The following is a 24,834-nucleotide window of genomic DNA, read 5'->3' as shown; positions in this document are numbered from 1 at the left end:
AGGAGGACATCAGTCATGGGAAAAATTATTGGTATTGATTTAGGAACAACGAACAGCTGTGTGGCTGTTATGGAAGGTGGAAAACCGGTTGTTATTGCAAACACAGAAGGAGCAAGAACAACACCATCTATCGTAGCATTTACAAAAGATGGTGAAAGATTAGTCGGAGAACCTGCTAAGCGTCAGGCAGTAACAAATGCTGAAAAGACAATTGCATCTATCAAAAGAGATATGGGTACTGACAATAAAAAAACAATAGATGGAAAAGGTTACTCTCCACAGGAAATTTCAGCAATGATTCTTCAAAAATTAAAGAAGGATGCTGAAAATTATTTAGGAGAAACTGTTTCCGAAGCTGTAATTACAGTTCCTGCTTACTTCAATGATGCTCAGCGTCAGGCAACGAAAGACGCAGGTAAGATTGCAGGTCTTGATGTTAAACGTATCATCAACGAGCCTACAGCAGCTGCTCTTGCGTATGGTCTTGATAATGAAGGCGAGCAGAAAATTATGGTATATGACCTTGGTGGTGGTACATTTGACGTTTCCATCATTGAAATTGGTGAAGGTGTAATCGAAGTACTTGCAACATCAGGAGATAACCGCCTTGGTGGTGACGATTTTGACCAGAAGATTACAGATTATATGCTTTCAGACTTTAAGAACAAAGAAGGTATTGACTTATCTACAGATAAGATGGCGCTTCAGAGATTGAAAGAAGCTGCTGAAAAAGCAAAGAAAGAGCTTTCATCAGCAACAACTACGAATATCAATCTTCCATTTATTACAGCAGATGCTAATGGTCCTAAGCATTTTGAAATGGATCTTACAAAAGCAAAATTTGATGAATTAACACATGACCTTGTTGAAAGAACTGCAATACCTGTACAGAATGCTTTAAAGGATGCAGGTATCACAGCTTCTGATCTTGGAAAGGTATTATTAGTTGGTGGTTCTACACGTATTCCGGCTGTTCAAGACAAGGTAAAACAGCTTACAGGACATGAGCCAAGTAAGACTCTTAATCCGGATGAGTGCGTAGCAATCGGTGCTTCTATCCAGGGTGGTAAACTTGCAGGAGATGCCGGTGCAGGAGAAATCCTTCTTCTTGATGTAACACCACTTTCACTTTCTATCGAAACAATGGGTGGCGTAGCTACAAGATTGATTGAAAGAAATACAACAATTCCTACTAAAAAGAGCCAGATCTTCTCAACAGCTGCAGACAATCAGACAGCCGTTGATATCAATGTAGTACAGGGTGAAAGACAGTTCGCAAGAGACAATAAGTCACTCGGCCAGTTCCGTCTTGACGGAATTCCACCTGCAAGACGTGGAGTACCTCAGATTGAAGTTACATTTGATATCGATGCCAATGGTATTGTAAATGTATCTGCGAAGGATCTTGGAACCGGTAAAGAACAGCACATCACAATCACAGCTGGATCTAACATGTCTGACGAAGATATCGATAAGGCTGTAAAAGAAGCTGCTGAATTCGAGGCACAGGATAAGAAACGTAAAGAAGCAATTGATACAAGAAATGATGCGGATTCGTTTGTGTTCCAGACTGAAAAAGCACTTGAAGAAGTTGGCGATAAGCTTGACGGAGCAGATAAGAGTGAAGTAGAAGCTGACCTTAAGGCATTAAAGGATATGGTTGAGGCACATCCGAATGCAGAAGATATGACAGATGATCAGATCAATGACATGAAGGCAGCGAAAGAAAAGCTTATGCAAAGTGCTCAGAAAGTATTTGCCAAGATGTATGAAGGAGCACAGCAGGCCGGTGCTGGTCCTGATATGGGTAATATGGGTGGCGCAGCCGGATCACAGGGCGGCGAAGCACCTCAGGATGATGTAGTCGATGCTGATTACAAAGAAGTATAAAATCGGAAGATAAACAGCCGATAAAATAGGTGTACTCCTGTCTAAGAATATGGGCAGGAGTATTACCATATCAGTGAGGAAAAGGAAGAATGGCAGAACAAAAAAGAGACTATTATGAAGTGCTTGGCGTAGATCGAAGTGCGGATGATGCTGCGATAAAAAAAGCATATAGACAGCTTGCTAAAAAATATCATCCGGATATGAATCCGGGAGATAAAGAAGCAGAAGCAAAGTTCAAAGAAGCTTCTGAAGCATATGCAGTACTTAGTGATGCGGATAAGAGAAGACAGTATGATCAATTTGGTCATGCTGCATTTGATGGTGCCGGCGGTGCAGGAGCAGGCGGATTTGATTTTTCCGGAATGGATATGGGAGATATCTTTGGAGATATTTTCGGGGATTTGTTCGGCGGTGGAAGAAGTAGACGCGGTGGCTCAGCAGGACCAAGAAAAGGTGCCAATCTTCGGGCTCGTGTTCGGATAACATTTGAAGAAGCTGTATTTGGTACAGAAAAAGAATTAGAAATCACTTTGAAGGATGAATGTAAGAGCTGTGGCGGAAATGGAGCTAAGCCTGGAACTAGTCCGCAGACATGTACAAAGTGTAATGGTATGGGACAAGTGATTTATACGCAGCAGTCTTTATTTGGTATGATGCAGTCACAACGAACTTGTCCGGAGTGTAATGGTTCTGGTAAGATTATTAAAGATAAATGCCCGGATTGTAGAGGAACAGGTTATGTTGCGAGCAGAAAGAAACTTTCTGTTACAATTCCGGCCGGAATTGAAGATGGTATGAGTGTTCGCATTCGTGGAAAAGGAGAACCGGGAACCAATGGAGGCCCAAGAGGCGATCTTTTGGTTGAAGTGGCAGTTCCAAGACATCCGATTTTCCAAAGAAATGGAATGGATATTTACTCATCGGCTCCGATTTCATTTGCGCAGGCAGCATTGGGCGGCGATGTTAAGATTAATACACTTGATGGCGAAATTATTGAAACAATTAAGCCGGGAACACAGACGGATACACAGATTCGTTTGAAAGGAAAAGGTGTTCCATCTCTTCGCAACAAGAATCAACGTGGGGATCATTATGTCACGTTAGTGGTTCAGGTGCCGACAAAACTAAATAATGAAGCCAAAGAAACGATTCGTCATTTTGATGCGCTGACCGATCAGTCGCTTGGCGAAGAAAATGCGGAAAGTATTGAGAAACATAAAGGAAAATTTGGTAAAAAGAAAAAATAGAAAGTATTGTATCGCGAAAAGTCATCGGTTGTTTAATTTGACTGACAACAGGTGGCTTTTTTGTACAAAATATTACAAAAGGACTATTTAAAAAGTGTACAATTTGATTGAATTGACTATCTAGATATTGTATAATCAAGTCGTAATGAGGAAAAGTCAGGCCTAGATGTTGTTTCATATTTATGGAGGGGTGATACATGGACGCGACTGTAGATTACAAAGTAGATAACAACCTGCAGAACACGAAAATGGAATTGGATGAAACAAAACACAAGGAACTGCTTGAGCTTAAGAAAGAATTGGAACTTGAAAAAAGACGGCTTGAGATTTCTAAGCGTGAGTTTGAAATTCGTTGTGCATTTGAGAAGAAGTGTAAAGAAAAGCAAGATGAGCTGTTTCGAAAAAGATGGGCGAAATTAGAATCTGAAGTATCCTATCTGGCAAAAGAACGTGATCAGCTTAAAAGACAAAAGAAAGAGTTTTATGAAGAACTTGACCGAGCTGAGCAAAATCGTGAGAAGAACGTTGTTTCCGGAGATATGTTTTTTATGGGAGTTGATTCTGAATTAGCTTTGAAGAAGCGTTACAAGGATCTTGTTAAGATTTTCCATCCGGACAATGTCAGTGGAGATATTTACACAATTCAGGAAATTAATCGTGAATATGACAATCTCAAGAAAAAACTATATGCAATCTAATCTGTAATTATATATGTATATTGATTTCACTATTGTAAAGGGGTGCATTTATTCTTTTAGCCATGAGGAATAGATGTATCCTTTTTGATTTGCGATAATAAGGAAACTATGATAATATGAAAAGCTGAACTAAGTGAAAGTAGCCGGCAGTTCGTTAGCGAAAGGAATCGGAATATGAGATGGAATAAATTTACAATATCAACCACAACACAAGCTGAGGATTTCTTAAGTGCAATGCTTGATGAACTTGGAGTAGAAGGTATCCAAATCGAAAATCAAGTACCGCTGACAGAAGAAGAATTAGAGGGAATGTTTATCGATTTTCCTCCTGAACTTGGTGAGGATGATGGTACAAGTCGTGTAAGCTTTTATATTGAAGAAGGACAAGAATATAAAGAACTTTTGGTAAAGGTCAAAAAGGGGATTGAAGAAATCAGAAATTATTGTGATGTTGGTGAAGGAACGATTACATCTGATTTGACAGAAGATATTGATTGGATTAACAATTGGAAGAAATATTTTTCGGCTTTTTCGATTGATGATATTTTAATTAAACCGACCTGGGAAGAACTAAAAGAGGATGCTTCTGATAAAATCTTGATTGAAATTGATCCTGGAATTTCTTTTGGTACCGGTAAACATGAGACGACACAGCTTTGCATCAAACAACTTAGAAAATATATAAAAGACGGGGATAAGGTTCTTGATGTTGGCTGTGGAAGCGGTATATTGTCAATTGCGGCATTGAAACTAGGAGCGCAAAGCGTTGTAGGAACGGATATTGATGAAGCGTGTATGACTTCGACACATGATAATTTTGAGATTAATCATTTGCCACAAGAATCCGGAAAGTTTTATGTGGGCAATCTGATTGATGATACTAATCTTCAACAGAAGGTCGGAACAGACGAATATGATATTGTAGTTGCCAATATTTTAGCAGATGTTATTATTCCGATGGCGCCGATTATTCCAGCGCGTATGAAGGATGGTGCAATCTTTATCTCATCTGGAATTATTGATTTTAAAGAAGAAGCAGTGAAAAATGCTCTTAAAGAAGCGGGACTTGAAATATTAGAAGTGCACCATCAAGGAGAATGGGTAAGTATTACAGCAAGAAAGTAGGATGTTATGCATCAGTTTTTTGTAGAACCTTCGCAGGTTGGGAAAGAATTTATCACAATTACGGGAAGTGATGTCAATCATATAAAAAATGTTCTTCGTATGCGTGAAGGAGAAGAAGTAAGAATCAGCGATGGAGATGGCAAAGATTATCTGTGTAGAATTAATGAAGTGACAGATCAGTTTGTGCAGGCGGATATATTGAGCTTGTCGGTAGACACGGAATTACCTTCGCAGATATATTTGTATCAGGCATTGCCAAAAGGTGATCGCATGGAAACAGTGATTGAAAAGGCAGTTGAGCTAGGTGCTTATGCTGTGATACCGGTTCGGATGAAATATTGTGTTGTGAAACTTGATGAAAAAAAAGCCTTATCCAAGAAAAAACGTTGGCAGGCTATTGCGTTAAGCGCAGCAAAACAATCTAAAAGAAGTATCATTCCGCAGGTCATGGATGTGATGGACTATAAGAAGGCTTTGTCAGAGGCTTTTGCGCAGATGGATCTTGTTATTGTGCCATATGAAAATGAAGAAGGTATGAAGGCAACGAAAGAAGCATTAAAACAAGTGAAGGATGCTAAGAAGATTGCGGTATTTATAGGTCCGGAAGGTGGATTTTCAAAAGAAGAGATTGATTTGGCAAAGGGCAGGGCACAAATTATTTCGCTGGGTAGACGAATTTTGAGAACCGATACGGCAGCGATCTCTACGCTTTCGCTTTTGATGACAAATTTAGAAATGAATGAGGAAGAATCATGCAGGCATATTTAGACAACTCGGCTACGACACCGGTTACAATGAGCGTTGCAAATAAAATACAGGAGATTTTCATAAAAGATTTTGGCAATCCATCGTCTCTTCATATGAAGGGAGTGGAAGCAGAAAAACATTTAAAAGAAGCAAAAGAGATTCTTGCAAAGTTACTAAAAGTGACACCGAAGGAAATCATCTTTACGTCATGTGGGACAGAATCCAATAATCTTGCGATTGTGGGAGCGGCAATGGCCAATCGGCGTACTGGAAAGAAAATTTTAACGACACAAGTGGAACATGCATCTGTTAAAGAGCCGATGCTGTTTTTGAAGGAACAAGGATTTGATGTTGTGTTTTTGCCGGTAGATGATCGGGGCGTTGTTCAGCTAGATGCTTTGCGAAAAGAACTTGATGAAGAAACGATATTAGTTTCGATTATGATGGTCAATAATGTGATTGGAACCAGACAACCGGTGGAAGAAGTTGCTTCGATTATAAAAGAAAGTGGTTCAAAGGCGCTTTTTCATGTTGATGCAATTCAGGCGTTTGGTAAATATGAGATTCATCCAAAGAGAATGGGAATTGATTTGCTGTCAATTAGTGGTCATAAATTCCATGGACCAAAAGGAAGCGGCGTTTTATTTGTAAAGGAGAAAACGAAGATAAAACCACTGATGCTAGGAGGTGGTCAGCAAAATGGCATGCGATCGGGAACGGATAATGTGCCCGGAAGTGCCGGACTTGCGTGGGCAGCGAAGGAATGTTATGAATGCTTAGAAGATAATACGAATCATTATATGTTGTGCAAAAAGCTGCTTTTAGATGGCCTAAAGAATATGGATGATGTTGTGATTAATTCTCCAATAGATGAGACAGGTGCAATGCATATCGTAAATGCATCATTTTTGGGAGTCCGTTCGGAGGTACTGCTTCATGCTCTAGAGGATGTCGGGGTTTATGTTTCGTCAGGGAGTGCTTGTTCGTCGAATAAACCCGGAAAAGAAGGAACTTTAGATGCAATTGGCTGTGATCGGGACCGGGCAGACAGCGCAATTCGATTTAGCTTTTCTGATCTGACAACAACAAAAGAGATTGAATATACCTTAGAACAGCTAAATAAACTATTACCTGTTCTTAGAAAATATAGCAGACATTAGAAAGAAAGAGGATTATAAATGTATCAGGCATTTTTGGTTAAATACGGAGAAATTGGAATTAAGGGTAAGAATCGTCATTTGTTTGAAGATGCTTTGGTTCACCAGATTAAATATGCATTAAAAAAGGTTGATGGTGAGTTTGCAGTTACAAAAGAACAAGGACGTATTTATGTGGAAGCGCAGACAGATTTTGATTATGAGGAGACATTAGAGAGCCTTAAATGTGTCTTTGGTATTGTCGAAATCTGTCCGGTTATGATTGTAAAAGAAACAGATGAAGAAACCTTAAAAAAAGGAATGGTAACCTTTGTAACAAAGGTCTACGGACAAGATCCGGCTTTTACATTCAAGGTGCATACCAGACGAGGAAATAAAAATTATCCGCTTGATTCTATGCAAATTAGTGCGATGCTTGGCGGGGAAGTTCTTGACCATTTTGCGCACGTGAAAGTCGATGTGCATAATCCGGCTGTGATGCTAGAGGTGGAGGTTCGAAATCGACTCTTCTTTTATGCAGAAAGAATTCCAGGACCGGGAGGAATGCCGGTAGGCACGAACGGAAAAGCAATGCTATTGTTATCCGGAGGAATTGACAGTCCGGTTGCCGGATATATGATAGCGAAGCGCGGTGTGAAGATTGATGCTACTTATTTTCATGCTCCGCCATATACAAGTGAGAGAGCAAAGCAAAAGGTGATTGATCTGGCCAAAGAAGTTGCCAAATATACCGGCCCGATTTATCTAAATATCGTTAACTTTACAGATATTCAGTTATATATATATGAACAGTGTAAGCATGATGAATTAACAATTATTATGCGTCGATATATGATGAAAATTGCGGAATATTTTGCAAAAGAAACCGGTTCTTTGGGTCTTATTACAGGAGAGAGTATCGGTCAGGTTGCTTCACAAACGATGCAGTCGCTTCTTGTTACAAATGCCGTTTGTTCATTGCCGGTATATCGCCCATTGATTGGGTTTGATAAGCAGGAAATTGTTGATGTGGCGGAGAAGATTGGAACATACGAAACTTCCATCCTTCCCTATGAGGACTGTTGTACAATTTTTGTTGCAAAACATCCGGTTACAAAGCCTAGATTAAATGTGATTGAAAAATCAGAACGCCATCTAGAGGAGAAGATTGAAGAATTAGTAAAGATGGCAATTGAGACAACGGAAACGATTATTGTTGAACCATAAAAACAAAAAAGGAACTTAGTAGGACTAAGTTCCTTCTCAATGATACACTTATTATTCTACGATGTATGGAGCAATTACTTCCATTACCTGTTCGATTGCTTTCTCATCTGTGGTATGAATCGCTAGTTCGATTGGATCTGAAAGATTCAAACTGAAGATACCCATAATCGATTTCGCGTCGATTACATAACGACCGGAAATTAAATCGAAATCAAAATCAAACAGTGTAATTGCGTTTACGAATTGTTTTACTTTGTCGATAGAATCGAGTAATATTTTGACATTTTTCATTGGATTAGCCTCCTTTTTAAAGGATGAATTCACATAGAAAGCGAATTCTCTTTCTTTTTTTTAATTTTAGATTTTCGTTGAAAAAAAGTCAATAAAGGAATGGCTGATTTAGGATATATTAATAAATTTATGGAGAAAAGTTTATGCGAAAAGCAGCATTGCATAATTTGGGATGTAAAGTAAATGCATATGAAACAGAAGCGATGACACAACTGCTTAGACAGGCTGGTTATGAGATTGTGTCTTTTGAAGAAGTGGCGGATGTGTATGTGATTAATACTTGTTCCGTGACCAATATTGCAGATCGAAAGTCAAGACAGATGCTTCATCGAGCAAGAAAGAAGAATGCACAAGCGGTTGTTGTAGCGACCGGATGTTATACGCAGACTGCTTCGGATAAGTTAAAAGATGATATTTCGGTGGATATTTTAATTGGAAACAATGAAAAAATGCAATTGGTTTCGAAGATTGAAGCTTATTTGGAGAAGAAACAAAGACAAATTGATGTGGTCGATATTGCAAAAGTGCAAGAGTATGAAGCAATGCATTTGAGCGATAGCGCACAGCATTGCAGGGCTTTTTTGAAAGTGCAAGATGGTTGTAATCAGTTTTGTTCCTATTGTTTGATTCCTTATGCACGGGGACGTATTCGCTCACGAGCACCACAAGACGTGATTCAAGAAGTGAAAGATATTGTGGAAAAAGGGCATAAAGAAGTGGTGATTACAGGAATTCACCTATCTTCTTATGGTAAGGATACGGGCAATCACCTGATTGCATTGATTGAGAAATTGCAGGAAATAGAAGGATTGGCAAGAATCCGTCTTGGTTCCTTAGAACCGATGATTATAGATGAGGAATTTTTGCTTAGACTTACGAAATGTGATAAAGTATGTCCTCATTTTCATTTGTCTTTACAAAGTGGATGTGATGCAACGCTTCAAAGAATGAATCGGCATTATACGACGGAAGAATATAAACAAAGAGTTGCATTGATTCGAAAAGCATATACTCATCCGGCTATTACAACCGATGTTATCGTTGGATTTCCGGGAGAGACTGACTCAGAATATGAAATGACAAAGGCATATCTTGAAGAACTTGGTTTATATGAGATGCATATCTTTAAATATTCTAAAAGAGATGGAACAAAAGCAGCTGTTATGCCAAATCAGGTTGCGCAAGAAGTGAAAAATGTGCGCTCGGATGAGCTGATTAAAATGGCGCAGCGTCATACTTGTGATTTTGCTGCGTACTATTTGAATCGTGACATTAAAGTGCTTTTTGAGGAAACCGTGAGCATAGATGGAAAGAACTATCTTCAAGGATATACACCGGAATATGTCAGGGTTCTTTCGGACGTAACAGGACGAAAGGAAGGACAGATTTATACAGTAAGAGCAACTCGTATGGATGAGATGGGAAGACTCTTCGCGTAATAGGGGATACCGAACATTTATTTGTGCAAATAGTTGAAGTTTATAGTAAAGTATTATAAAATAAGGAAAATAAATATGCGTACGTGAGCACAATATAGATGTAAGAAGGTGGAAGATATGAAAGATATTAGAGAAACACAATATTTTAAAGTTGAAAAGGAACCGGAGATTAGGATTTCAGATGTAATTCAAAAAGTATATGAATCCTTAAAAGATAAGGGATATAATCCGGTTAATCAGATTGTTGGATATATCATGTCCGGAGATCCGACTTATATTACAAGTTATCAGAATGCAAGAAGCATTATTATGAAAGTTGAACGAGATGAACTTGTAGAGGAATTGTTGAAGCATTATATTGATAAATTTGAGTGACAGGAGAATGAAGTATGCGGATCATGGGTTTGGACTATGGTTCTAAAACTGTTGGGGTTGCGATAAGCGATCCCTTATTAATTACGGCGCAGGGAGTTGAGATTGTTCGTAGAGAAAGTACGAAGAAACTCAGACGAACCTTGGCTAGAATTGAACAATTGATTCGAGAGTATGAAGTGGATCGGATTGTTCTTGGTTATCCGAAAAATATGGATAATACAGAAGGGGAACGTTGTGAAAAGACCAAAGAGTTTAAAGAGATGCTTGAACGCAGAAGTGGTCTTGAGGTTCTTTTATGGGATGAGCGTCTGACAACCGTTGCCGCAGATCAAGCAATGAAAGAAGGCGGTCTTGATTATGTGAAACGAAAGGAACATGTGGATAAGATTGCTGCAATATTTATTTTACAAGGTTATTTAGACCATTTGCAATTAAAGAAAGAAAACGAGGTATAATATCGTTTTTTGATAAATAGGAGTAATTCATGGATAAAATAGTATTTCACGATGAGATAGACGGACAGGATATCGAGCTTTATGTATTAGAGCAGACAACCTTACAGGGGGAAGATTATCTTCTTGTTTCAGAAGATTTAGAATCTGAAGAGGCGCAATGTTACATCATGTGTAAATTGCCAAACGATGAATCTGATGGGGATTTCTTTTATGAATTCGTGGAAGATGAGAAAAAATTGGATGCATTAGCTAAAATCTTTGAAGAACTTTTAGAAGATACTGATATACAGTAACATGAATCTGCCATCTGACCAATTATGATTAGATGGTTTGCTTTCTTTTTGTGATAGAAACTATGATTAAAAAGAGAAGGGAATCATAGGGTCATATATCTAAAGAGAAATCATTCGATATCTGGCATATGGCCGGGCGGATCGCTTATGAAATTATTTAGGAGGTACATTTTGAAAAAAGAAAAAAACTCAACATTGAAGATCATTCCGCTTGGAGGACTTGAAGCGATTGGAATGAATATTACTGCCTTTGAATATGGAGACAGTATTATTGTTGTGGACTGCGGTGTGGCATTCCCGGAAGATGATATGCTTGGAGTCGATTTGGTTGTTCCGGATATTACGTATTTACAGGATAATCTTGATCGTGTAAAAGGATTTTTTATCACACATGGACATGAAGATCATATCGGAGCACTCCCATATGTTCTTTTGGAGATTAATGTTCCGATTTATTCAACGAAGTTGACCAATGGATTGATAGAACATAAACTTGAGGAACACAATTTGCTGTCAAAGACGAAACGCAAGGTGGTTAAATATGGTCAGCATATTAATCTGGGACAGTTTCGGGTAGAGTTTATTAAGACAAATCATTCCATTCAGGATGCTGCTGCGCTTGCTATTTATTCGCCGGCAGGTATTGTTGTGCATACTGGTGATTTTAAAGTTGATTATACACCGGTATTCGGTGATGCTATTGATTTGCCAAGATTTGGTGAAATTGGGAAAAAAGGTGTTCTGGCTTTGATGGCAGATAGTACAAATGCTGAAAGACCGGGATTTACAATGTCAGAAAAAACAGTTGGAAGGACATTTGATCAGATCTTTTCTGAACATGAAAAAAATAGAATATTTGTCGCTACATTTGCCTCGAATGTAGACCGAGTGCAACAGATTATTAATACGGCTTATAAATATGGACGAAAAGTTGGTGTGGAAGGCCGAAGTATGGTAAATATTATTTCCACTGCTTCCGAGCTTGGATATATTAAGATTCCGGATAATACATTAATGGACATTGACCAGCTTAAGAATTATCCGGATGAGAAGACCGTTTTGATTACGACAGGAAGCCAGGGCGAATCCATGGCTGCTTTATCTAGAATGGCTAGTGGTCTGCATAAGAAGATTTCAATCAAACCGAATGATACGATTGTGCTTAGCTCGCATCCGATTCCGGGGAACGAAAAATCCGTTAGTCATATTATTAATGAATTATCCATGCAGGGTGCTGAAGTTATTTTCCAGGATACACATGTGTCCGGTCACGCATGTCAAGAAGAATTAAAGCTGATTTATTCTTTGGTTCGGCCAAAATATTGTATTCCGGTACATGGCGAATACAAGCATCGAATGGCGCAGGCTAAAATTGCGCAGCAGCTTGGATATGACAAGGATCATATTCTAATGCTTAATTCCGGTGATGTGCTTGAAATCAGTGATGAGAAAGCAGAAGTTGTAGATACTGTTTCTGCCGGAAATGTATACGTGGATGGTTTGGGAATCGGAGATGTTGGCAATATTGTTATTAGAGACCGTCAAAAACTTTCAGAGGACGGTATCATAATTGTGGTATTAACACTTGAAAGTGGAAGCGCGCAACTTCTTGCAGGACCGGATATCGTAAGCCGAGGATTTGTATATGTGCGAGAATCAGAAGATTTGATGGAAGAGGCAAGAAGTGTACTTGCCAATAAGATGGAAATGCTTGGAGATAAACACGTAACAGATTGGGGAAAAATCAAGTCAGAACTTCGTGATTCTTTATCCGAATTTGTATGGAAGAAAACTAAGAGAAGACCGATGATTATTCCGATTATTATGGAAGTATAGGAGTGATACGTTATGATGCAGTTGGATAAACAGATTGACAATCTAACTGAAAGTATCAAGAGCAGTGATATCTATATTCGGTATATAAAGGCAAAGGATGAGATGAAAAAATCGCCGGATAAATGTTCCATTGCGAATGAATTTCGTATGGAAATGTTTCGCATGCATAATTCTGACGATTCTGATTTGAAACAACAACAGGATTTGTTTTATCGAAAAATGGAGATGCTCAATGATCCGGTCATTACAGAATTTCTAGAGGCAGAGCTTGTGCTTTGCCGTTTAATGCAAAAAATCAACTATGAAATTGTTTCGTGTCTTGATTTTGATCTTCAGTTATAGAGGTAGCAACCGCATGATAGTAGAAGAAAGAATGCAGGTTTTTTTGGATTCTATGGAGCCGCTTAATGTTCCGTATCTTGAAGAACTTGAACAAAAGGCAATGGATGACGACGTTCCGATTATTAGGAAGAATACGCAAAGTCTGATTAAGACATTACTTATGCTGAAAAAGCCGGTGAGAATCCTTGAAGTTGGAACAGCGGTTGGATTTTCGGCTTTGCTTATGAAGGAATCGTGTAATAGCATAAAAGAGATTGTGACCATTGAAAATTATGCTCCGCGAATTCAAGAAGCAAAAAGAAATTTTGAAAAATATGATAAGGATGGAATCATTCGATTGATAGAAGGCGATGCCATGAAAGAGCTTCCTTTGTTGGAGGGAGAATTTGATTTGGTATTTATGGATGCTGCAAAAGGGCAGTATATTCGTTTTTTGCCGGAGGTGACAAGGTTGCTTAAATGCAATGGTTTGCTAATTAGCGATAACGTTTTGCAAGAAGGTGAATTGATAGAGTCGCATTATGTTGTAGAACGTCGCAATCGAACCATTCATAAGCGCATGAGAGAATATTTATATACGCTTATGCATAGTGAGGACTATGAAAGCAGTATACTTCCGGTCGGAGATGGCGTTGCTCTAAGCGTAAAAAGGTGATTGATATGAAGAGAAAACATGTGGAGTTATTAGTTCCGGCAAGTTCGCTAGAAGTGCTAAAGGTTGCAGTAGTCTTTGGTGCAGATGCGGTTTATATAGGTGGAGAAGCGTTTGGGCTTCGCGCAAAAGCAAAGAATTTTACGCTTGAGGATATGAAAGAAGGTATCCGTTTTGCGCATGAAAGAGGTGTGAAAGTCTATATAACAGCAAATATTCTTGCGCATAATGGCGATTTGGAACCGGTAAGAGCGTACTTTCAAGAATTGAAAGTAATAAAACCGGATGCAATCTTGATTTCAGATCCGGGAGTGTTTGTGATCGCCAAAGAAGTTTGTCCGGAAATTGAATTACATATTTCAACGCAGGCTAATAATACCAATTATGGTACATTTTTGTTTTGGAAGGCGCAAGGTGCTTCAAGAGTTGTCTCGGCAAGGGAATTGTCCCTTCGAGAGATTAAAGAAATACGTTCGAAGATACCGGATGATTTAGAAATTGAAACTTTTGTTCATGGTGCAATGTGCATTTCATATTCCGGAAGATGTTTACTTAGTAATTATTTTACCGGAAGAGATGCTAATCGCGGAGCTTGCACACATCCTTGCAGGTGGAAATACTCGGTTGTTGAGGAAAAAAGACCTGGTGAATATTTGCCGGTTTATGAAAATGACAGAGGAACTTATATTTTCAATTCCAAAGATTTGTGCATGATCGAACACATCCCGCAGATGTTAGATGCCGGTATAGATAGTCTTAAGATCGAAGGTCGGATGAAGACTGCTTTATACGTTGCAACCGTAGCGAGAACATATCGAAAGGCAATCGATGATTATCTAGAATCGGAAGAACTATATAAAAAAAATATGCCATGGTATTTGGATCAGATTTCCAATTGCACATACCGACAGTTCACGACGGGGTTTTTCTTTGGAAAACCGGATGAAACAACACAAATTTATGATTCGAATACGTATGTCAGAGAATATACATATCTTGGGATTGTCAATGAAGTGGATGAACGAGGATATGCCAAAATAGAACAACGAAATAAATTTTCAGTAGGTGAAACCATTGAGGTTATGAAGCCTAATGGTGATAATGTAGAAGTAACCGTTCGGGGCATATATACGGAGGATGGCCAGGCAGTTGAGTCTGCGCCACATCCAAAACAGGTCTTATATGTAGATCTCGAAGCGAAATTGGAGCAATTTGATGTTTTGAGAAGACAGGAGGATGAGGCTTAATGAAAAGACAACGTTATATCGCCTATGTAGGAACCTATACTAATGGTGATTCAAAGGGAATTCAGGTTTACGAGCTTGATACATCACGTCAGGGTTTTATTAAACTTTCAGAAACTCCGGTGAACAATCCGTCAGCACTTACAGTAGCACATAATGGAAAATATTTATATTCAATTGCTGATGAGGGGGTTGCGGCATTTCGGATTATGCCGGATGGCTTGCTAGAACATATTAATACGGCGCCGACCGGTGGAATGCGTGGATGCGCACTTTGCATGGATGCAAATGATCGATATGTGTTTGTCGGCGGATATCACGATGGAAGAGTATCGATGTTAAGAGTGAATAAAGATGGCTCAATAGGTGATATAACAGATGGAATTTTTCATAAAGGACTTGGTGTCAGTATAACGGAAAAGAATTTTCAACCGCATGTTACGGATGTATGTATGACGCCGGATGATAAATATTTATGTGCAGTGGATCAAGGTCTTGACCAGGTTGTTATTTATGAAGTGGATTATGAACATGGCAAAATCAAAAAACATGATATCATTCGTCTTCAAATAGATGCAGCACCTCGTAAAATGGTCTTTGGAAAAGACGGCATACACGCATATGTGTTATGTGAAAGCAAAGTTGCGATTAATATATACAAATATAATACGGATATGGATGAGGCGGAATTACAAGATAGTGTTTCAACGATTTATCAAGATCCAGATCGATGTGCACCGTATGGGCTTGATATCACTGAGGATGGAAAATACTTATTTGTTTCAAATGCCGGAACCAATACGGCTGCGATTTTTAAAGTGAAAAAAGATGGCGATATTTCGGAAATCTGTCAGTCAAAAATTAGTGGGGAGTTTCCGAAGGTAATAAAGGTGCTTCCGGATTCTGATTATTTTGTTACATTGAATCATGAACAAGATGAAATTGTGACATTTAAAATGAATTATGCAAAGGGATATTTTTTGCAAAAAGGAAGACCTGTAAAAGTAGAAAAACCAAATTGTATCTACATTCACAGGCTTCAGTAATTAATATCCGTATTCTTCGCCGATTAAGATGATCTTAATTCGTCCAGGCGTGGACGTTCGTCTTGTTATGACGGTATTACAACAAATACAATCGGGACTGAAACAATCCTGACACGAACCAGTCATAGAACATGGTGTCTTTCGTTCTAAACGGATTGCATTTGGTGGGGAAGCGATATTTTTTACGCGGTCAATACCGGTTTTGCGACCGGAAGTAACTTTGTTCATTCCCGCAAGAATAATAACCTGGTCTGGTCCGTAGATTAATGCGGATACACGGTTTCCTGTTCCGTCGATATTAATGAGTTCACCTTCTAAAGTAATGGCATTGGTGCTCATGAAGTAGGAATTGCACGAAAAAGCTTCTCGATAAATCTTAGTGATTTCTTCTGGAGTTTTTGCGTCAGCGCGATCGATAACAGTAATATCATCGCGAGATTTTAGAAAGTTAATCATACCGGTTTCTTGAAGGGTCATAGAGCCGCCAAAGTATACCGTATGACCTGGACAGACGAAGCTGTTAGCGAGCGTTACAGCTTCTTTGGCAGTATGGCAATAGTATCCTTCGAAATTACGCTTTTGCATATTTTCAATGATTTTTTTTGCGGTCGTTTCATAATAAATTTGTTTTGGACTCATATAGTTAACACCTCTTTCCAATATTGTTTTACTATATTATAGTCCATGTACTAAAAAAGAAAAGGAAAAATAATGGATACACAGATTTTAATTTGGATTCAGGAATATCTTAGAAATGATATACTGAATCCAATTATGATTTTTATTACATATTTAGGAGAGTATGGAGCTTTATGGATGGTTCTTTGTCTTTTTTTTATTTGTATAAAGAAGACAAGAAGAGCAGGAATTGTATGCGCATTTTCTTTACTGGTTGAAGCTGTTATCACTAATCTGATTCTAAAACCATTGGTGGCCAGAACAAGACCTTATGAAGTAATAGATGAATTGGTTTTGCTTGTGAAAAAAGCGAATGATTATTCGTTTCCCTCAGGTCATGCCGGTGCTGCATTTGCCGTTGCAATGGTTTGCTTTTTTATGTTGCCAAGAAGGTTTGGTGTGGGGGTTCTTATACTAGCTGCGCTGATTGCATTTTCGAGATTATATGTTGCAATTCATTATCCGACAGATGTACTGGCAGGTGTGTTAATTGGAACAGGGTCGGCTGTTTTTGGTTGCTTTATTAATAAAATTTTGAAAAATCATAAAAAGAAAAATGCTTGACAGAAAGTATATAATAGAAGTGTATGAATATATTTAAGAAAGGTTGGTATTGAAATGACAAAAATTGATATTATATCCGGTTTTTTGGGTGCCGGTAAAACTACATTTATTAAGAAAATGATTGAGGAAGTCTTCAAGGGTGAGAAGGTTGTTCTGATTGAAAATGAATACGGAGAAGTAGGTATTGATGGCGGATTTTTAAAAGATGCCGGCATTGAAATTACAGAGATGAATTCAGGCTGCATTTGCTGTACGCTTGTAGGGGATTTTGAAAAAAGCCTTCAGGATGTTATTGAAAGATTTGCTCCGGATAGAATCATCATTGAACCATCCGGTGTAGGGAAATTGTCTGATGTTATGAAATCTGTTCAGCAAGTTGCAGATAAGTTTGATGTTAAATTAAATGCACTGGTAACGGTTGTAAATGCTATGAAAGCTTCTAAGCAGATGAAAGCGTTTGGCGAGTTCTTTAACAATCAGATTGCTTATGCTTCAACGGTCGTTTTAAGTCGTACACAGAAAATGTCACAAGAACAATTAGAAGTCGTTGTAAAACAGGTTCAAAATATCAATGGAAAAGCAGCGATTGTGACAACTCCTTGGGATGCTATTTCAGGCGAGCAGATTCTGTCGGTGATTGAAAAGCAGACTTCTTTGGAAAAAGAAATGATGGCAGAAGCTGTTAAACGTGCACAAGAAGATGCTATCGCTCATGAGCATGAGCATCACCACGAACATGAGCATCATCATGAACACGAACATCATCATGAGCATGAGCATGATCACGAGCATGAACATCATCATGAGCATGAGCATGATCACGAGTATGAACATCATCATGAACACGAGCATCATCATGAACACGAGCATCATCATGAACACGAGCACCATCATGAGCATGAGCATCATCACGATCACGAGCATCATCATCATGCAGATGATATCTTTACAAGTTGGGGAAAAGAAACGCCGCATAAATATACAAAAGAAAAGATTGAGAAGATTCTTGCAACCTTTGCAGATGGTAATGAGTATGGTGAGATTTTGAGAGCTAAAGGAATGGTTCCTGCCGAGGATGGAACCTGGATTTATTTTGATCTTGTACCGGGTGAATATGAACTTCGAGACGGAGAAGCTGATTACACCGGAAGATTATGTGTGATTGGTACAGATCTAGAAATTGATAAGATTGAAACGTTATTTGAATTAAAATAAAGGTGGAACCAATATGGAACAGATACCAGTATATTTTTTTACCGGATTTATGGATAGCGGTAAGACATCACTTATAATTGAAACATTAATTGAAAATGAGTTTTCACCAAATGCAAAAAATCTCATTATTGCTTGTGAAGATGGTGATGTTGAATATGACGAGGAAAAGTTAAAAAAAGCTTCAGCACAGCTTGCTGTAATTAATTCAGAAGAAGAATTTAATACAGAAACAATTAAGATGTTTGATATGCAGTATAAACCGGATGCGGTTTTTATTGAATATAATGGAACCTGGGAGTATTCTTGCTTTGAAAATCTTGAGATGCCGAAAGAATGGGTTTTAGTACAATCGTTGTGTACAATTGATGCTAGTACGTTTGATTTGTATATGACGAATATGCGACCGATGATGAGAGAGCAGTTCTTTATGGCGGATGTTGTGATATTTAATCGATGCACGGATCAGACAGATAAAAGTAAATTTCGACGAATGATAAAGGCATTGAATCGAAAAGCACAAATGGTTTATGAACGCGTGGATGGTACGATTGATGATTCTGCTGATGATGCGGTTCCGTTTGATTATTCGCAAGAGGAAATCGCAATTTCAGATGATGATTATGGTTTGTGGTATTTAGATGCACTTGATCATCCAAAACGTTATGATGGCAAGAGCGTCACTTTTTTAGCGAAGATTTATCGACCTGAAAAACTGAAAAAAGGTGTGTTTGTACCGGGGCGTTTTGCAATGACATGTTGTGAAGATGATATAACATTTATCGGATTTAAATGCAAAAGTGAAAAGGCACAGCAGCTAGAACATCGTGGATGGTATGAAGTAAAAGTAAAAGTTCGCGTTGAATTTGCCAGAGAATATAAAGGAAAAGGTCCTGTTTTGTATCTGGAAGATTATAAACCGGCACAAGAACCTGAGGATGAGCTGGTATACTTTAGTTAACTCAGTCGGAGAAATCCCCCACCTCTAAGAGTCTCTTTTATAAGAGATATATAGATAGATGCGAGAAGAGATTCTCGCATCTATTTTGTTTGCCTATAAATAAGAGGTTTTTCATGACTAACTAAAAAGGTTGCTTATATAATGGGAGAAGTAAAAAACATAGGGAAAAGGAGAACAAATATGGCGAATTATTTACAGATGTGGAAAGATTTGGGAATGGATATTGAAAATCATGACAATTTATGTGCGGTGCTGCCAACTGCTTTTGGAGATACTTATTTATCACAGGAAAATCGACCGGCAGCTATGGATTTTTGGGATATGGTTGTGGCTGATATTCATGGAATTCGTCCTGCTGAATTAATCGAGGAACAAAAGAAAGGAAGAAAAGTATTTGGAACATTTTGCGTATATGTTCCGGATGAAGTTGTACTTGCTGCTGATGGTATTGTAACCGGCCTTTGCGGAGGTTCGCAGTTTTGGGTACCTGATGGAGAAGCTGTTTTGCCAAAGAGCACTTGTCCGTTAATTAAAGCATCGGTTGGCGCAAGACTTGGAAAGACATGTCCGTTTTTTAGAATTGCAGATATGTATGTAGGGGAAACGACCTGTGATGGTAAGAAAAAAGCATGGGAAATCTTGGGAAAAGATGTACCGATGCATATTATGGATATGCCACAGATGAAACGACCGAAAGATTATGATAAATGGGTAGAGGAAATTAAAGAGTTTGCCAAGGTTGTGGAAGAACTGACGGGAAATGAAATTACCCGCGATAAATTGGAAAATGCAATTAAAATCATAAATGCGAAGAGAAAAGCTATAGAACGTGTATATCAGGCAAGAAAAGCAGATAAACTTCCAATTAGTGGTAAGGATGTTCTTCTTATGACACAGATAGCATTCTTTGATGATCCTGAGCGTTGTGCAACAATGTGTAATAAGCTTGCAGATGAGTTGGAACAAAGAATTAAAGATGGAGTATCCGTATTTCCTGAAGGTACTAAGAGAATCATGGTATCTGGTACTCCGATGGCGATTCCAAACTGGAAACTTCATCATATCATTGAAACAAGTGGTGCTGCTGTTGTGTGTGAAGAGACATGTACAGGAACAAGATATTTTGAGAATCTTGTAGAAGAAGGAAAGACGACACTTGAGGAACAGTATCGAGCTATTGCTGAACGCTATATGGGAATTAATTGTGCTTGTTTTACTCCTAATACAGGAAGAATTGATGATATCATTCGATTGGCAAAAGAATATAAAGTAGATGGTGTCATTGATGTTAATTTGAAATTCTGCTGTTTGTATGATACAGAAGGCAAATCCGTTGAAGAAGCATTAAAAGAAAATGGTATTCCAGTCCTTGGTATTGAAACAGATTATACGGATTCCGATGCACAGCAGCTTCGTACCAGAATAGAAGCATTTGTGGAAATGTTGGGATAATGACAGAAGATACGCTTAATTATTATATTTTATTTGAAACTTATACGCAGGGGATGGAATTGCAACAGATGTTAAGAAAAGAGCAGATTCCATCGAGAATAGCCCCAACTCCAAGAAGCATCCAAGGAGAACTTGGATGTGGAATGTCTATATTACTAAAAGAGGAACATCTAGAAGATGCAAAAGCCTGTATAAAGAAAAATAAGGCGGAATATTACGATCTTGTAGGTTTGAAGCCTCAGATTAATCCGAAACGGGACAGATATTGTTAGAGGTGACTGAAATGAATTATGTCGGAATTGATATTGGCTCAACAAGTGCAAAAGTGGTTGTATTAGACGAAAAAAAGGAGATTGTTGAAAAGTTTATTCTCCCAACAGGGTTAAGCAGCGTTGATGTTTCTCAGCAGATTCTTCAAAGATTGGAGAAAAATTATTCGTCCGGTACATATAAGTGTGTATCCACAGGTTATGGCAGAGCAGTTGTGGGATATGCAGAAAAAAATATAACAGAAATTACCTGTCATGCAAAAGGAGCGGTCTTTTTGTTTGGACTTGAAGAATTGGCAACGATTGATATTGGCGGACAAGATACAAAGGTGATAGAGATTCGTCAAGGAAATGTTGTAGATTTTGTTATGAATGATAAATGTTCTGCCGGTACCGGACGTTTTTTGGAAATTATGGGAAATGCCATGCAATTGCGACCGGATGAAGTATGTGAAATTGCAAGATCCGGTGGTGGAGTTACGATTAGTTCGATGTGCACGGTGTTTGCTGAATCAGAAGTCATCAGTTTGGTTGGAAGCGGCGAAAAGCTTGAGAATATTGCCTATGCCATTGTTGATTCCATTGCGGATAAGGTTGCAACGCAAGCAGCCGGTCTCGTAAAGACGGTTTCGGATATTGTATTAACCGGAGGATTGTGTGAATGCGGATATTTGATAGAACGATTGCAAGATAAGCTGTCTAACAAAATTAAAACGCATCCTGATGCGAGGTTTGCAGGAGCAATAGGGGCTGCAATAAGTGCTTTTGGACTGTGATGATGAGACGAAACTACTAAAGTGGTTTCGTCTTTTTTTACATACAATTTTCTTAAAAAAATATAAAGTTCGACAAAAAGTATAGTAAACATTTACGGTATAAATTGCGAAGAAAAAATCAAGTGAATTACGAAAAAAAAATAGACAAAAATATTCATTCATACACAAAGGTTTTTACAAAAGTCTTGTGTAAAATTGACAAAATGTATTAAAAAACAATATAAAAAGCCTTGATTATAGGCAAAATGTAACATAGTTACCTTGAGGTTTCTAGGTTACAACTTTGTCTGTATTGCATAAAAAGTGAATCTTAATTATACTAGGAACATAAGGGATTTCATGAGGGTTTCCTTAATGGAATCACAGGTCATAAGACCAGATCATTATTTCATATTGGAAAGGAGTAACTAGAAATGAAGAAAGTTACGTTTGAAGAAGCAACAGTATATGAAGCACCAGGACATCATGATGTCGTTCTGAGAAGATTCTCAGGAAAAGATGTTACAGGAGCTGAGAAGTTCTGGGTTGGAATGTCTCACTTTGAGCCACATGGTGGTGCAGGTTGGGGATATGCTGACAATGCATGTGAAAAAGTTTATTACATTCTTGAAGGTCAGATGACTGTTAAGGATGCTACATTAAAAGATGTATCTAAAGAAGAAATTGATGCTAACTTAGCAAAGGATCCTAAGTATTATGAAGGACATTATTGGAAACTTAATGTTGGAGATTGTTTCTTCATGGGACCAAACGAAGAGCGTTATTTCGAAAATGAAACAGATTATGCTGTAAAGACTCTTGTAATTATCACATATCCAGGAGTATAAGACTAATCTTAAAAGGGAACATTGGGTAATAGCCTGTTCTAGATAAATTAGGGAGCCTTGGAAAGGCTTCCTAAATTAAACAAATTACATGATTTATTTTAAGGAGGATTTTTTACAATGGTACCATGCAATAAGGAATTTGTAACAAATATGTTTTCCGTAGAAGGAAAGGTTGCATTAGTAACTGGAGCAACAGGAGCTTTAGGAAAAGTTCTTGCAAAGACATACGGTTATAACGGAGCTAAGGTTGTTTTAACAGGACGTAATCAGGGTAAGCTTGATGCGCTTGTAGAAGAATTCAAGGCAGAAGGAATTGACTGTACAGCAATCTCAGCTGATCCAGCTAAAGAAGATGATGTTAAAAAACTCATCGCTGATGCAGTAAAAGCTTACGGAAGAATTGATATCCTTGCAGTTTGCCATGGATTCAACAAGCCAGCTAATATTCTGGAACAGTCAGTTGAAGATTGGCAGTACATCATGGATGCTGATTGTAAGTCAGTATATATTATTTGTAAATATGTTGCTCAACAGATGGTTGATCAGCTTGGTGGAAAAACACCTGAATCAGGAAAAGGTGGAAAGATTGTTGTTGCTACATCTCAGAGATCTAAGAGAGGTATGGCAGGATACACAGGATATTGTACATCAAAGGGTGGCGCAGATATGATGATTGCTTCTATGGCTTGCGATCTTTCTGCTAAATACGGTATCAATATCAATGCAATCTGCCCAACAGTATTCCGTTCTGAATTAACTGAATGGATGTTTGATGTTAACTCTGAAGTATACAAGAATTTCTTAAAGAGAGAGCCTATCGGACGTCTTGCAGAGCCTGAAGATTTTGCTGGATACGCTATGTTCCTTTCTTCAGATGCTTCTAACTTTATCACAGGTGCAGCTTGCGACTGCTCTGGTGGATATCTTGTATGCTAATTTTTGTTTAGGGGTTGCCACATGAAGTGTGTTGAGGGTGGCAAAACATTTAACAAAATGATAGGAGAGATAAATAATGAAAGAAATTAAGAATTTTCTCGTTTGTGGCGGCGGAATGATGGGTAGTGCAATTGCTCAGATTCTTGCTGGACTCGACGGAGCTAATGTAACGGTATATGATGTTTTTGATGTAGATGTTGAAGCTAAAGTTCGTGGTAATATGAAGCTTTTAGTTGAAAAAGGCATCGTTACGGAAGCAGATGTTGATAAGATTGTTTCTAAGATCAGCTTTACAAAAGATATGCAGAGTGAGGGTGTTAAAAACGCTGAACTCGTTGTAGAGTGTGTTCTTGAAGATATGGAAATGAAGCAGAATTTGTTTGCTCAGCTTGAAGAAGTTGTTGCTGAAGATACAATCTTCTGTACAAATACTTCTGTAATGAGCCCTACAGAGATTTCTTCTAAGTGTAAGCATAGAGAAAGACTTTGTGGAACACATTTCTGGAACCCAGCATTCCTTATTCCATTGGTTGAAGTTGTTAAGACTGATGCTACAACAGATGAGGTTGCTCAGACAGTTATGGATGTTCTTACAAAAGCTGGTAAGAAGCCTGTTCTTTGTAAAAAAGACGTTCCTGGTTTTATTGCAAACAGAATGCAGCATGCATTATGGCGTGAAGCAATTTCGATTGTAGAAAGAGGAATTGCGGATGCTAAGACTGTTGATGATGCTTGCAAGTACAGCTTTGGACTTAGACTTCCTTACTTACCACCACTTGTTAATTCAGATATGGTAAGTACACAGTTGACATATAATATTCATAGCTATGTACTTAAGGATCTTGAAGACAGACATGATGCATCACCATTATTAAAAGAAATGCTTGATGCTGGAAAGAATGGATTTAGAGCAGAAGCAGTAGATGGTGTTCATGAAGGCTTCATGAAGTATACAGATGAGGAAATTGCTAATATTAATGGCGGACTTAATGAGTATCTCATTAAAATGTTATATAATAAGTAAGATTCGCAATAAATAGTAACGGTAAAAGTGTGCCGGAGCGAGGCATCACTTCGGCACAATTTTATAAAAGACATTAAATTTATTTAAAATGG

Annotated in this window: 27 protein-coding genes; 25 read left to right on the top strand and 2 right to left on the bottom strand. The window is 38.2% G+C overall.

Features of this window, described 5'->3' with window-relative positions; genetic code table 11:
- Positions 1–15 precede the first annotated feature (15 nt).
- The 7 genes from dnaK to thiI all read left to right on the top strand — a co-directional run bounded on the left by dnaK (position 16) and on the right by thiI (position 8,070).
- Positions 16–1,890 (top strand): molecular chaperone DnaK, encoded by a 1,875-nt coding sequence (gene dnaK / locus BLS20_RS07315; protein WP_090173724.1) that lies wholly within the window; start codon positions 16–18, stop codon positions 1,888–1,890.
- An 89-nt stretch (positions 1,891–1,979) separates the two neighbouring features.
- On the top strand, positions 1,980–3,137 hold the full coding sequence (gene dnaJ, locus BLS20_RS07310) for a molecular chaperone DnaJ (RefSeq protein WP_090173723.1): 1,158 nt from the start codon (positions 1,980–1,982) through the stop codon (positions 3,135–3,137).
- Between the two features lie 197 nt (positions 3,138–3,334).
- Entirely contained in the window at positions 3,335–3,835 is a 501-nt protein-coding gene (locus BLS20_RS07305) for a hypothetical protein (RefSeq protein ID WP_090173722.1), read from the top strand.
- A 174-nt stretch (positions 3,836–4,009) separates the two neighbouring features.
- The gene (gene prmA / locus BLS20_RS07300; RefSeq protein WP_090173721.1) at positions 4,010–4,960 is read left to right on the top strand and encodes a 50S ribosomal protein L11 methyltransferase; all 951 of its coding nucleotides are present in this window, start codon (positions 4,010–4,012) and stop codon (positions 4,958–4,960) included.
- A 6-nt stretch (positions 4,961–4,966) separates the two neighbouring features.
- On the top strand, positions 4,967–5,728 hold the full coding sequence (locus BLS20_RS07295; RefSeq protein ID WP_090173720.1) for an RsmE family RNA methyltransferase: 762 nt from the start codon (positions 4,967–4,969) through the stop codon (positions 5,726–5,728).
- Entirely contained in the window at positions 5,713–6,867 is a 1,155-nt protein-coding gene (locus tag BLS20_RS07290; protein ID WP_090173719.1) for a cysteine desulfurase family protein, read from the top strand. Before BLS20_RS07295 ends, BLS20_RS07290 begins: the two co-directional genes overlap by 16 nt.
- An 18-nt stretch (positions 6,868–6,885) precedes the next feature.
- Entirely contained in the window at positions 6,886–8,070 is a 1,185-nt protein-coding gene (thiI, locus tag BLS20_RS07285) for a tRNA uracil 4-sulfurtransferase ThiI (RefSeq protein WP_090173718.1), read from the top strand.
- 51 nt (positions 8,071–8,121) lie between these two features.
- Here the strand turns inward: thiI and BLS20_RS07280 are convergent, their stop codons facing one another.
- Positions 8,122–8,361 carry an HPr family phosphocarrier protein gene (locus BLS20_RS07280; protein ID WP_090173717.1) on the bottom strand — a complete coding sequence of 80 codons (240 nt, stop codon included), beginning with the start codon at positions 8,359–8,361 and terminating at the stop codon, positions 8,122–8,124.
- A 143-nt stretch (positions 8,362–8,504) separates the two neighbouring features.
- On the opposite strand from BLS20_RS07280, the gene mtaB reads away from it, so the two are divergent.
- From mtaB to BLS20_RS07235, 9 genes are all read left to right on the top strand, one after another.
- On the top strand, positions 8,505–9,800 hold the full coding sequence (gene mtaB / locus BLS20_RS07275) for a tRNA (N(6)-L-threonylcarbamoyladenosine(37)-C(2))-methylthiotransferase MtaB (RefSeq protein WP_090173716.1): 1,296 nt from the start codon (positions 8,505–8,507) through the stop codon (positions 9,798–9,800).
- Between the two features lie 117 nt (positions 9,801–9,917).
- Positions 9,918–10,175 (top strand): IreB family regulatory phosphoprotein, encoded by a 258-nt coding sequence (locus BLS20_RS07270; protein WP_090173715.1) that lies wholly within the window; start codon positions 9,918–9,920, stop codon positions 10,173–10,175.
- Between the two features lie 14 nt (positions 10,176–10,189).
- Positions 10,190–10,630 carry a Holliday junction resolvase RuvX gene (gene ruvX, locus BLS20_RS07265; protein WP_090173714.1) on the top strand — a complete coding sequence of 147 codons (441 nt, stop codon included), beginning with the start codon at positions 10,190–10,192 and terminating at the stop codon, positions 10,628–10,630.
- Between the two features lie 29 nt (positions 10,631–10,659).
- Positions 10,660–10,923, top strand: coding sequence for a DUF1292 domain-containing protein (locus tag BLS20_RS07260; protein WP_090173713.1), 264 nt, complete (start codon positions 10,660–10,662; stop codon positions 10,921–10,923).
- A 147-nt stretch (positions 10,924–11,070) separates the two neighbouring features.
- Positions 11,071–12,759 carry a ribonuclease J gene (locus BLS20_RS07255; RefSeq protein WP_423230173.1) on the top strand — a complete coding sequence of 563 codons (1,689 nt, stop codon included), beginning with the start codon at positions 11,071–11,073 and terminating at the stop codon, positions 12,757–12,759.
- Positions 12,760–12,771: 12 nt separating this feature from the next.
- Positions 12,772–13,101 carry a YlbF/YmcA family competence regulator gene (locus BLS20_RS07250; protein ID WP_090173711.1) on the top strand — a complete coding sequence of 110 codons (330 nt, stop codon included), beginning with the start codon at positions 12,772–12,774 and terminating at the stop codon, positions 13,099–13,101.
- Between the two features lie 13 nt (positions 13,102–13,114).
- Positions 13,115–13,756 (top strand): O-methyltransferase, encoded by a 642-nt coding sequence (locus BLS20_RS07245; protein ID WP_090173710.1) that lies wholly within the window; start codon positions 13,115–13,117, stop codon positions 13,754–13,756.
- A gap of 5 nt (positions 13,757–13,761) precedes the next feature.
- Positions 13,762–15,000, top strand: coding sequence for a peptidase U32 family protein (locus tag BLS20_RS07240; RefSeq protein WP_090173709.1), 1,239 nt, complete (start codon positions 13,762–13,764; stop codon positions 14,998–15,000).
- Positions 15,000–16,043, top strand: a complete 1,044-nt coding sequence (locus tag BLS20_RS07235; RefSeq protein ID WP_090173708.1) for a lactonase family protein — start codon at positions 15,000–15,002, stop codon at positions 16,041–16,043. Before BLS20_RS07240 ends, BLS20_RS07235 begins: the two co-directional genes overlap by 1 nt.
- On the opposite strand, the gene BLS20_RS07230 is transcribed toward BLS20_RS07235, so the two are convergent.
- The gene (locus BLS20_RS07230) at positions 16,044–16,682 is read right to left on the bottom strand and encodes a lactate utilization protein (RefSeq protein ID WP_090173707.1); all 639 of its coding nucleotides are present in this window, start codon (positions 16,680–16,682) and stop codon (positions 16,044–16,046) included. It abuts the gene before it with no gap.
- Positions 16,683–16,754: 72 nt separating this feature from the next.
- Between BLS20_RS07230 and BLS20_RS07225 the strand changes: the two genes are divergently transcribed.
- From BLS20_RS07225 to BLS20_RS07185, 9 genes are all read left to right on the top strand, one after another.
- On the top strand, positions 16,755–17,285 hold the full coding sequence (locus BLS20_RS07225; protein ID WP_090173706.1) for a phosphatase PAP2 family protein: 531 nt from the start codon (positions 16,755–16,757) through the stop codon (positions 17,283–17,285).
- Positions 17,286–17,339: 54 nt separating this feature from the next.
- Positions 17,340–18,500 (top strand): CobW family GTP-binding protein, encoded by a 1,161-nt coding sequence (locus BLS20_RS07220; RefSeq protein ID WP_090173705.1) that lies wholly within the window; start codon positions 17,340–17,342, stop codon positions 18,498–18,500.
- Between the two features lie 13 nt (positions 18,501–18,513).
- Entirely contained in the window at positions 18,514–19,458 is a 945-nt protein-coding gene (locus BLS20_RS07215; protein ID WP_090173704.1) for a TIGR03943 family putative permease subunit, read from the top strand.
- Positions 19,459–19,638: 180 nt separating this feature from the next.
- On the top strand, positions 19,639–20,910 hold the full coding sequence (locus tag BLS20_RS07210) for a double-cubane-cluster-containing anaerobic reductase (protein WP_090173703.1): 1,272 nt from the start codon (positions 19,639–19,641) through the stop codon (positions 20,908–20,910).
- Positions 20,910–21,182, top strand: coding sequence for a putative Se/S carrier protein (locus BLS20_RS07205; RefSeq protein WP_090173702.1), 273 nt, complete (start codon positions 20,910–20,912; stop codon positions 21,180–21,182). Before BLS20_RS07210 ends, BLS20_RS07205 begins: the two co-directional genes overlap by 1 nt.
- A gap of 11 nt (positions 21,183–21,193) precedes the next feature.
- Entirely contained in the window at positions 21,194–21,955 is a 762-nt protein-coding gene (locus BLS20_RS07200; RefSeq protein ID WP_090173701.1) for an acyl-CoA dehydratase activase, read from the top strand.
- Positions 21,956–22,368: 413 nt separating this feature from the next.
- Positions 22,369–22,782, top strand: a complete 414-nt coding sequence (locus BLS20_RS07195) for a cupin domain-containing protein (RefSeq protein ID WP_090173700.1) — start codon at positions 22,369–22,371, stop codon at positions 22,780–22,782.
- Positions 22,783–22,899: 117 nt separating this feature from the next.
- Positions 22,900–23,718, top strand: a complete 819-nt coding sequence (locus BLS20_RS07190) for an SDR family NAD(P)-dependent oxidoreductase (RefSeq protein WP_090173699.1) — start codon at positions 22,900–22,902, stop codon at positions 23,716–23,718.
- 76 nt (positions 23,719–23,794) lie between these two features.
- Positions 23,795–24,742, top strand: coding sequence for a 3-hydroxyacyl-CoA dehydrogenase family protein (locus BLS20_RS07185; RefSeq protein WP_090173698.1), 948 nt, complete (start codon positions 23,795–23,797; stop codon positions 24,740–24,742).
- The last annotated feature ends 92 nt before the right edge of the window (positions 24,743–24,834 follow it).

The organism is Eubacterium oxidoreducens (genome assembly GCF_900104415.1).
GTDB classification, from domain to species: Bacteria; Bacillota; Clostridia; order Lachnospirales; family Lachnospiraceae; genus Eubacterium_C; species Eubacterium_C oxidoreducens.
This window is presented reverse-complemented; position numbering and strand designations above follow the sequence as displayed.

Excerpts from the sequence above, each read along its gene's own strand:
- thiI (WP_090173718.1), top strand. The coding sequence starts at position 6,886 with ATGTATCAGGCATTTTTGGTTAAATACGGAGAAATTGGAATTAAGGGT.
- BLS20_RS07230 (WP_090173707.1), bottom strand. The coding sequence starts at position 16,682 with ATGAGTCCAAAACAAATTTATTATGAAACGACCGCAAAAAAAATCATT.
- BLS20_RS07185 (WP_090173698.1), top strand. The coding sequence starts at position 23,795 with ATGAAAGAAATTAAGAATTTTCTCGTTTGTGGCGGCGGAATGATGGGT.
- mtaB (WP_090173716.1), top strand. The coding sequence starts at position 8,505 with ATGCGAAAAGCAGCATTGCATAATTTGGGATGTAAAGTAAATGCATAT.
- BLS20_RS07255 (WP_423230173.1), top strand. The coding sequence starts at position 11,071 with ATGAAATTATTTAGGAGGTACATTTTGAAAAAAGAAAAAAACTCAACA.
- BLS20_RS07195 (WP_090173700.1), top strand. The coding sequence starts at position 22,369 with ATGAAGAAAGTTACGTTTGAAGAAGCAACAGTATATGAAGCACCAGGA.
- BLS20_RS07305 (WP_090173722.1), top strand. The coding sequence starts at position 3,335 with ATGGACGCGACTGTAGATTACAAAGTAGATAACAACCTGCAGAACACG.
- BLS20_RS07280 (WP_090173717.1), bottom strand. The coding sequence starts at position 8,361 with ATGAAAAATGTCAAAATATTACTCGATTCTATCGACAAAGTAAAACAA.
- BLS20_RS07190 (WP_090173699.1), top strand. The coding sequence starts at position 22,900 with ATGGTACCATGCAATAAGGAATTTGTAACAAATATGTTTTCCGTAGAA.
- BLS20_RS07290 (WP_090173719.1), top strand. The coding sequence starts at position 5,713 with ATGCAGGCATATTTAGACAACTCGGCTACGACACCGGTTACAATGAGC.
- dnaJ (WP_090173723.1), top strand. The coding sequence starts at position 1,980 with ATGGCAGAACAAAAAAGAGACTATTATGAAGTGCTTGGCGTAGATCGA.
- BLS20_RS07200 (WP_090173701.1), top strand. The coding sequence starts at position 21,194 with ATGAATTATGTCGGAATTGATATTGGCTCAACAAGTGCAAAAGTGGTT.
- BLS20_RS07240 (WP_090173709.1), top strand. The coding sequence starts at position 13,762 with ATGAAGAGAAAACATGTGGAGTTATTAGTTCCGGCAAGTTCGCTAGAA.
- BLS20_RS07295 (WP_090173720.1), top strand. The coding sequence starts at position 4,967 with ATGCATCAGTTTTTTGTAGAACCTTCGCAGGTTGGGAAAGAATTTATC.
- BLS20_RS07210 (WP_090173703.1), top strand. The coding sequence starts at position 19,639 with ATGGCGAATTATTTACAGATGTGGAAAGATTTGGGAATGGATATTGAA.
- ruvX (WP_090173714.1), top strand. The coding sequence starts at position 10,190 with ATGCGGATCATGGGTTTGGACTATGGTTCTAAAACTGTTGGGGTTGCG.
- BLS20_RS07235 (WP_090173708.1), top strand. The coding sequence starts at position 15,000 with ATGAAAAGACAACGTTATATCGCCTATGTAGGAACCTATACTAATGGT.
- BLS20_RS07245 (WP_090173710.1), top strand. The coding sequence starts at position 13,115 with ATGATAGTAGAAGAAAGAATGCAGGTTTTTTTGGATTCTATGGAGCCG.
- BLS20_RS07220 (WP_090173705.1), top strand. The coding sequence starts at position 17,340 with ATGACAAAAATTGATATTATATCCGGTTTTTTGGGTGCCGGTAAAACT.
- BLS20_RS07260 (WP_090173713.1), top strand. The coding sequence starts at position 10,660 with ATGGATAAAATAGTATTTCACGATGAGATAGACGGACAGGATATCGAG.
- dnaK (WP_090173724.1), top strand. The coding sequence starts at position 16 with ATGGGAAAAATTATTGGTATTGATTTAGGAACAACGAACAGCTGTGTG.
- BLS20_RS07225 (WP_090173706.1), top strand. The coding sequence starts at position 16,755 with ATGGATACACAGATTTTAATTTGGATTCAGGAATATCTTAGAAATGAT.
- BLS20_RS07250 (WP_090173711.1), top strand. The coding sequence starts at position 12,772 with ATGATGCAGTTGGATAAACAGATTGACAATCTAACTGAAAGTATCAAG.
- BLS20_RS07215 (WP_090173704.1), top strand. The coding sequence starts at position 18,514 with ATGGAACAGATACCAGTATATTTTTTTACCGGATTTATGGATAGCGGT.
- BLS20_RS07205 (WP_090173702.1), top strand. The coding sequence starts at position 20,910 with ATGACAGAAGATACGCTTAATTATTATATTTTATTTGAAACTTATACG.
- BLS20_RS07270 (WP_090173715.1), top strand. The coding sequence starts at position 9,918 with ATGAAAGATATTAGAGAAACACAATATTTTAAAGTTGAAAAGGAACCG.
- prmA (WP_090173721.1), top strand. The coding sequence starts at position 4,010 with ATGAGATGGAATAAATTTACAATATCAACCACAACACAAGCTGAGGAT.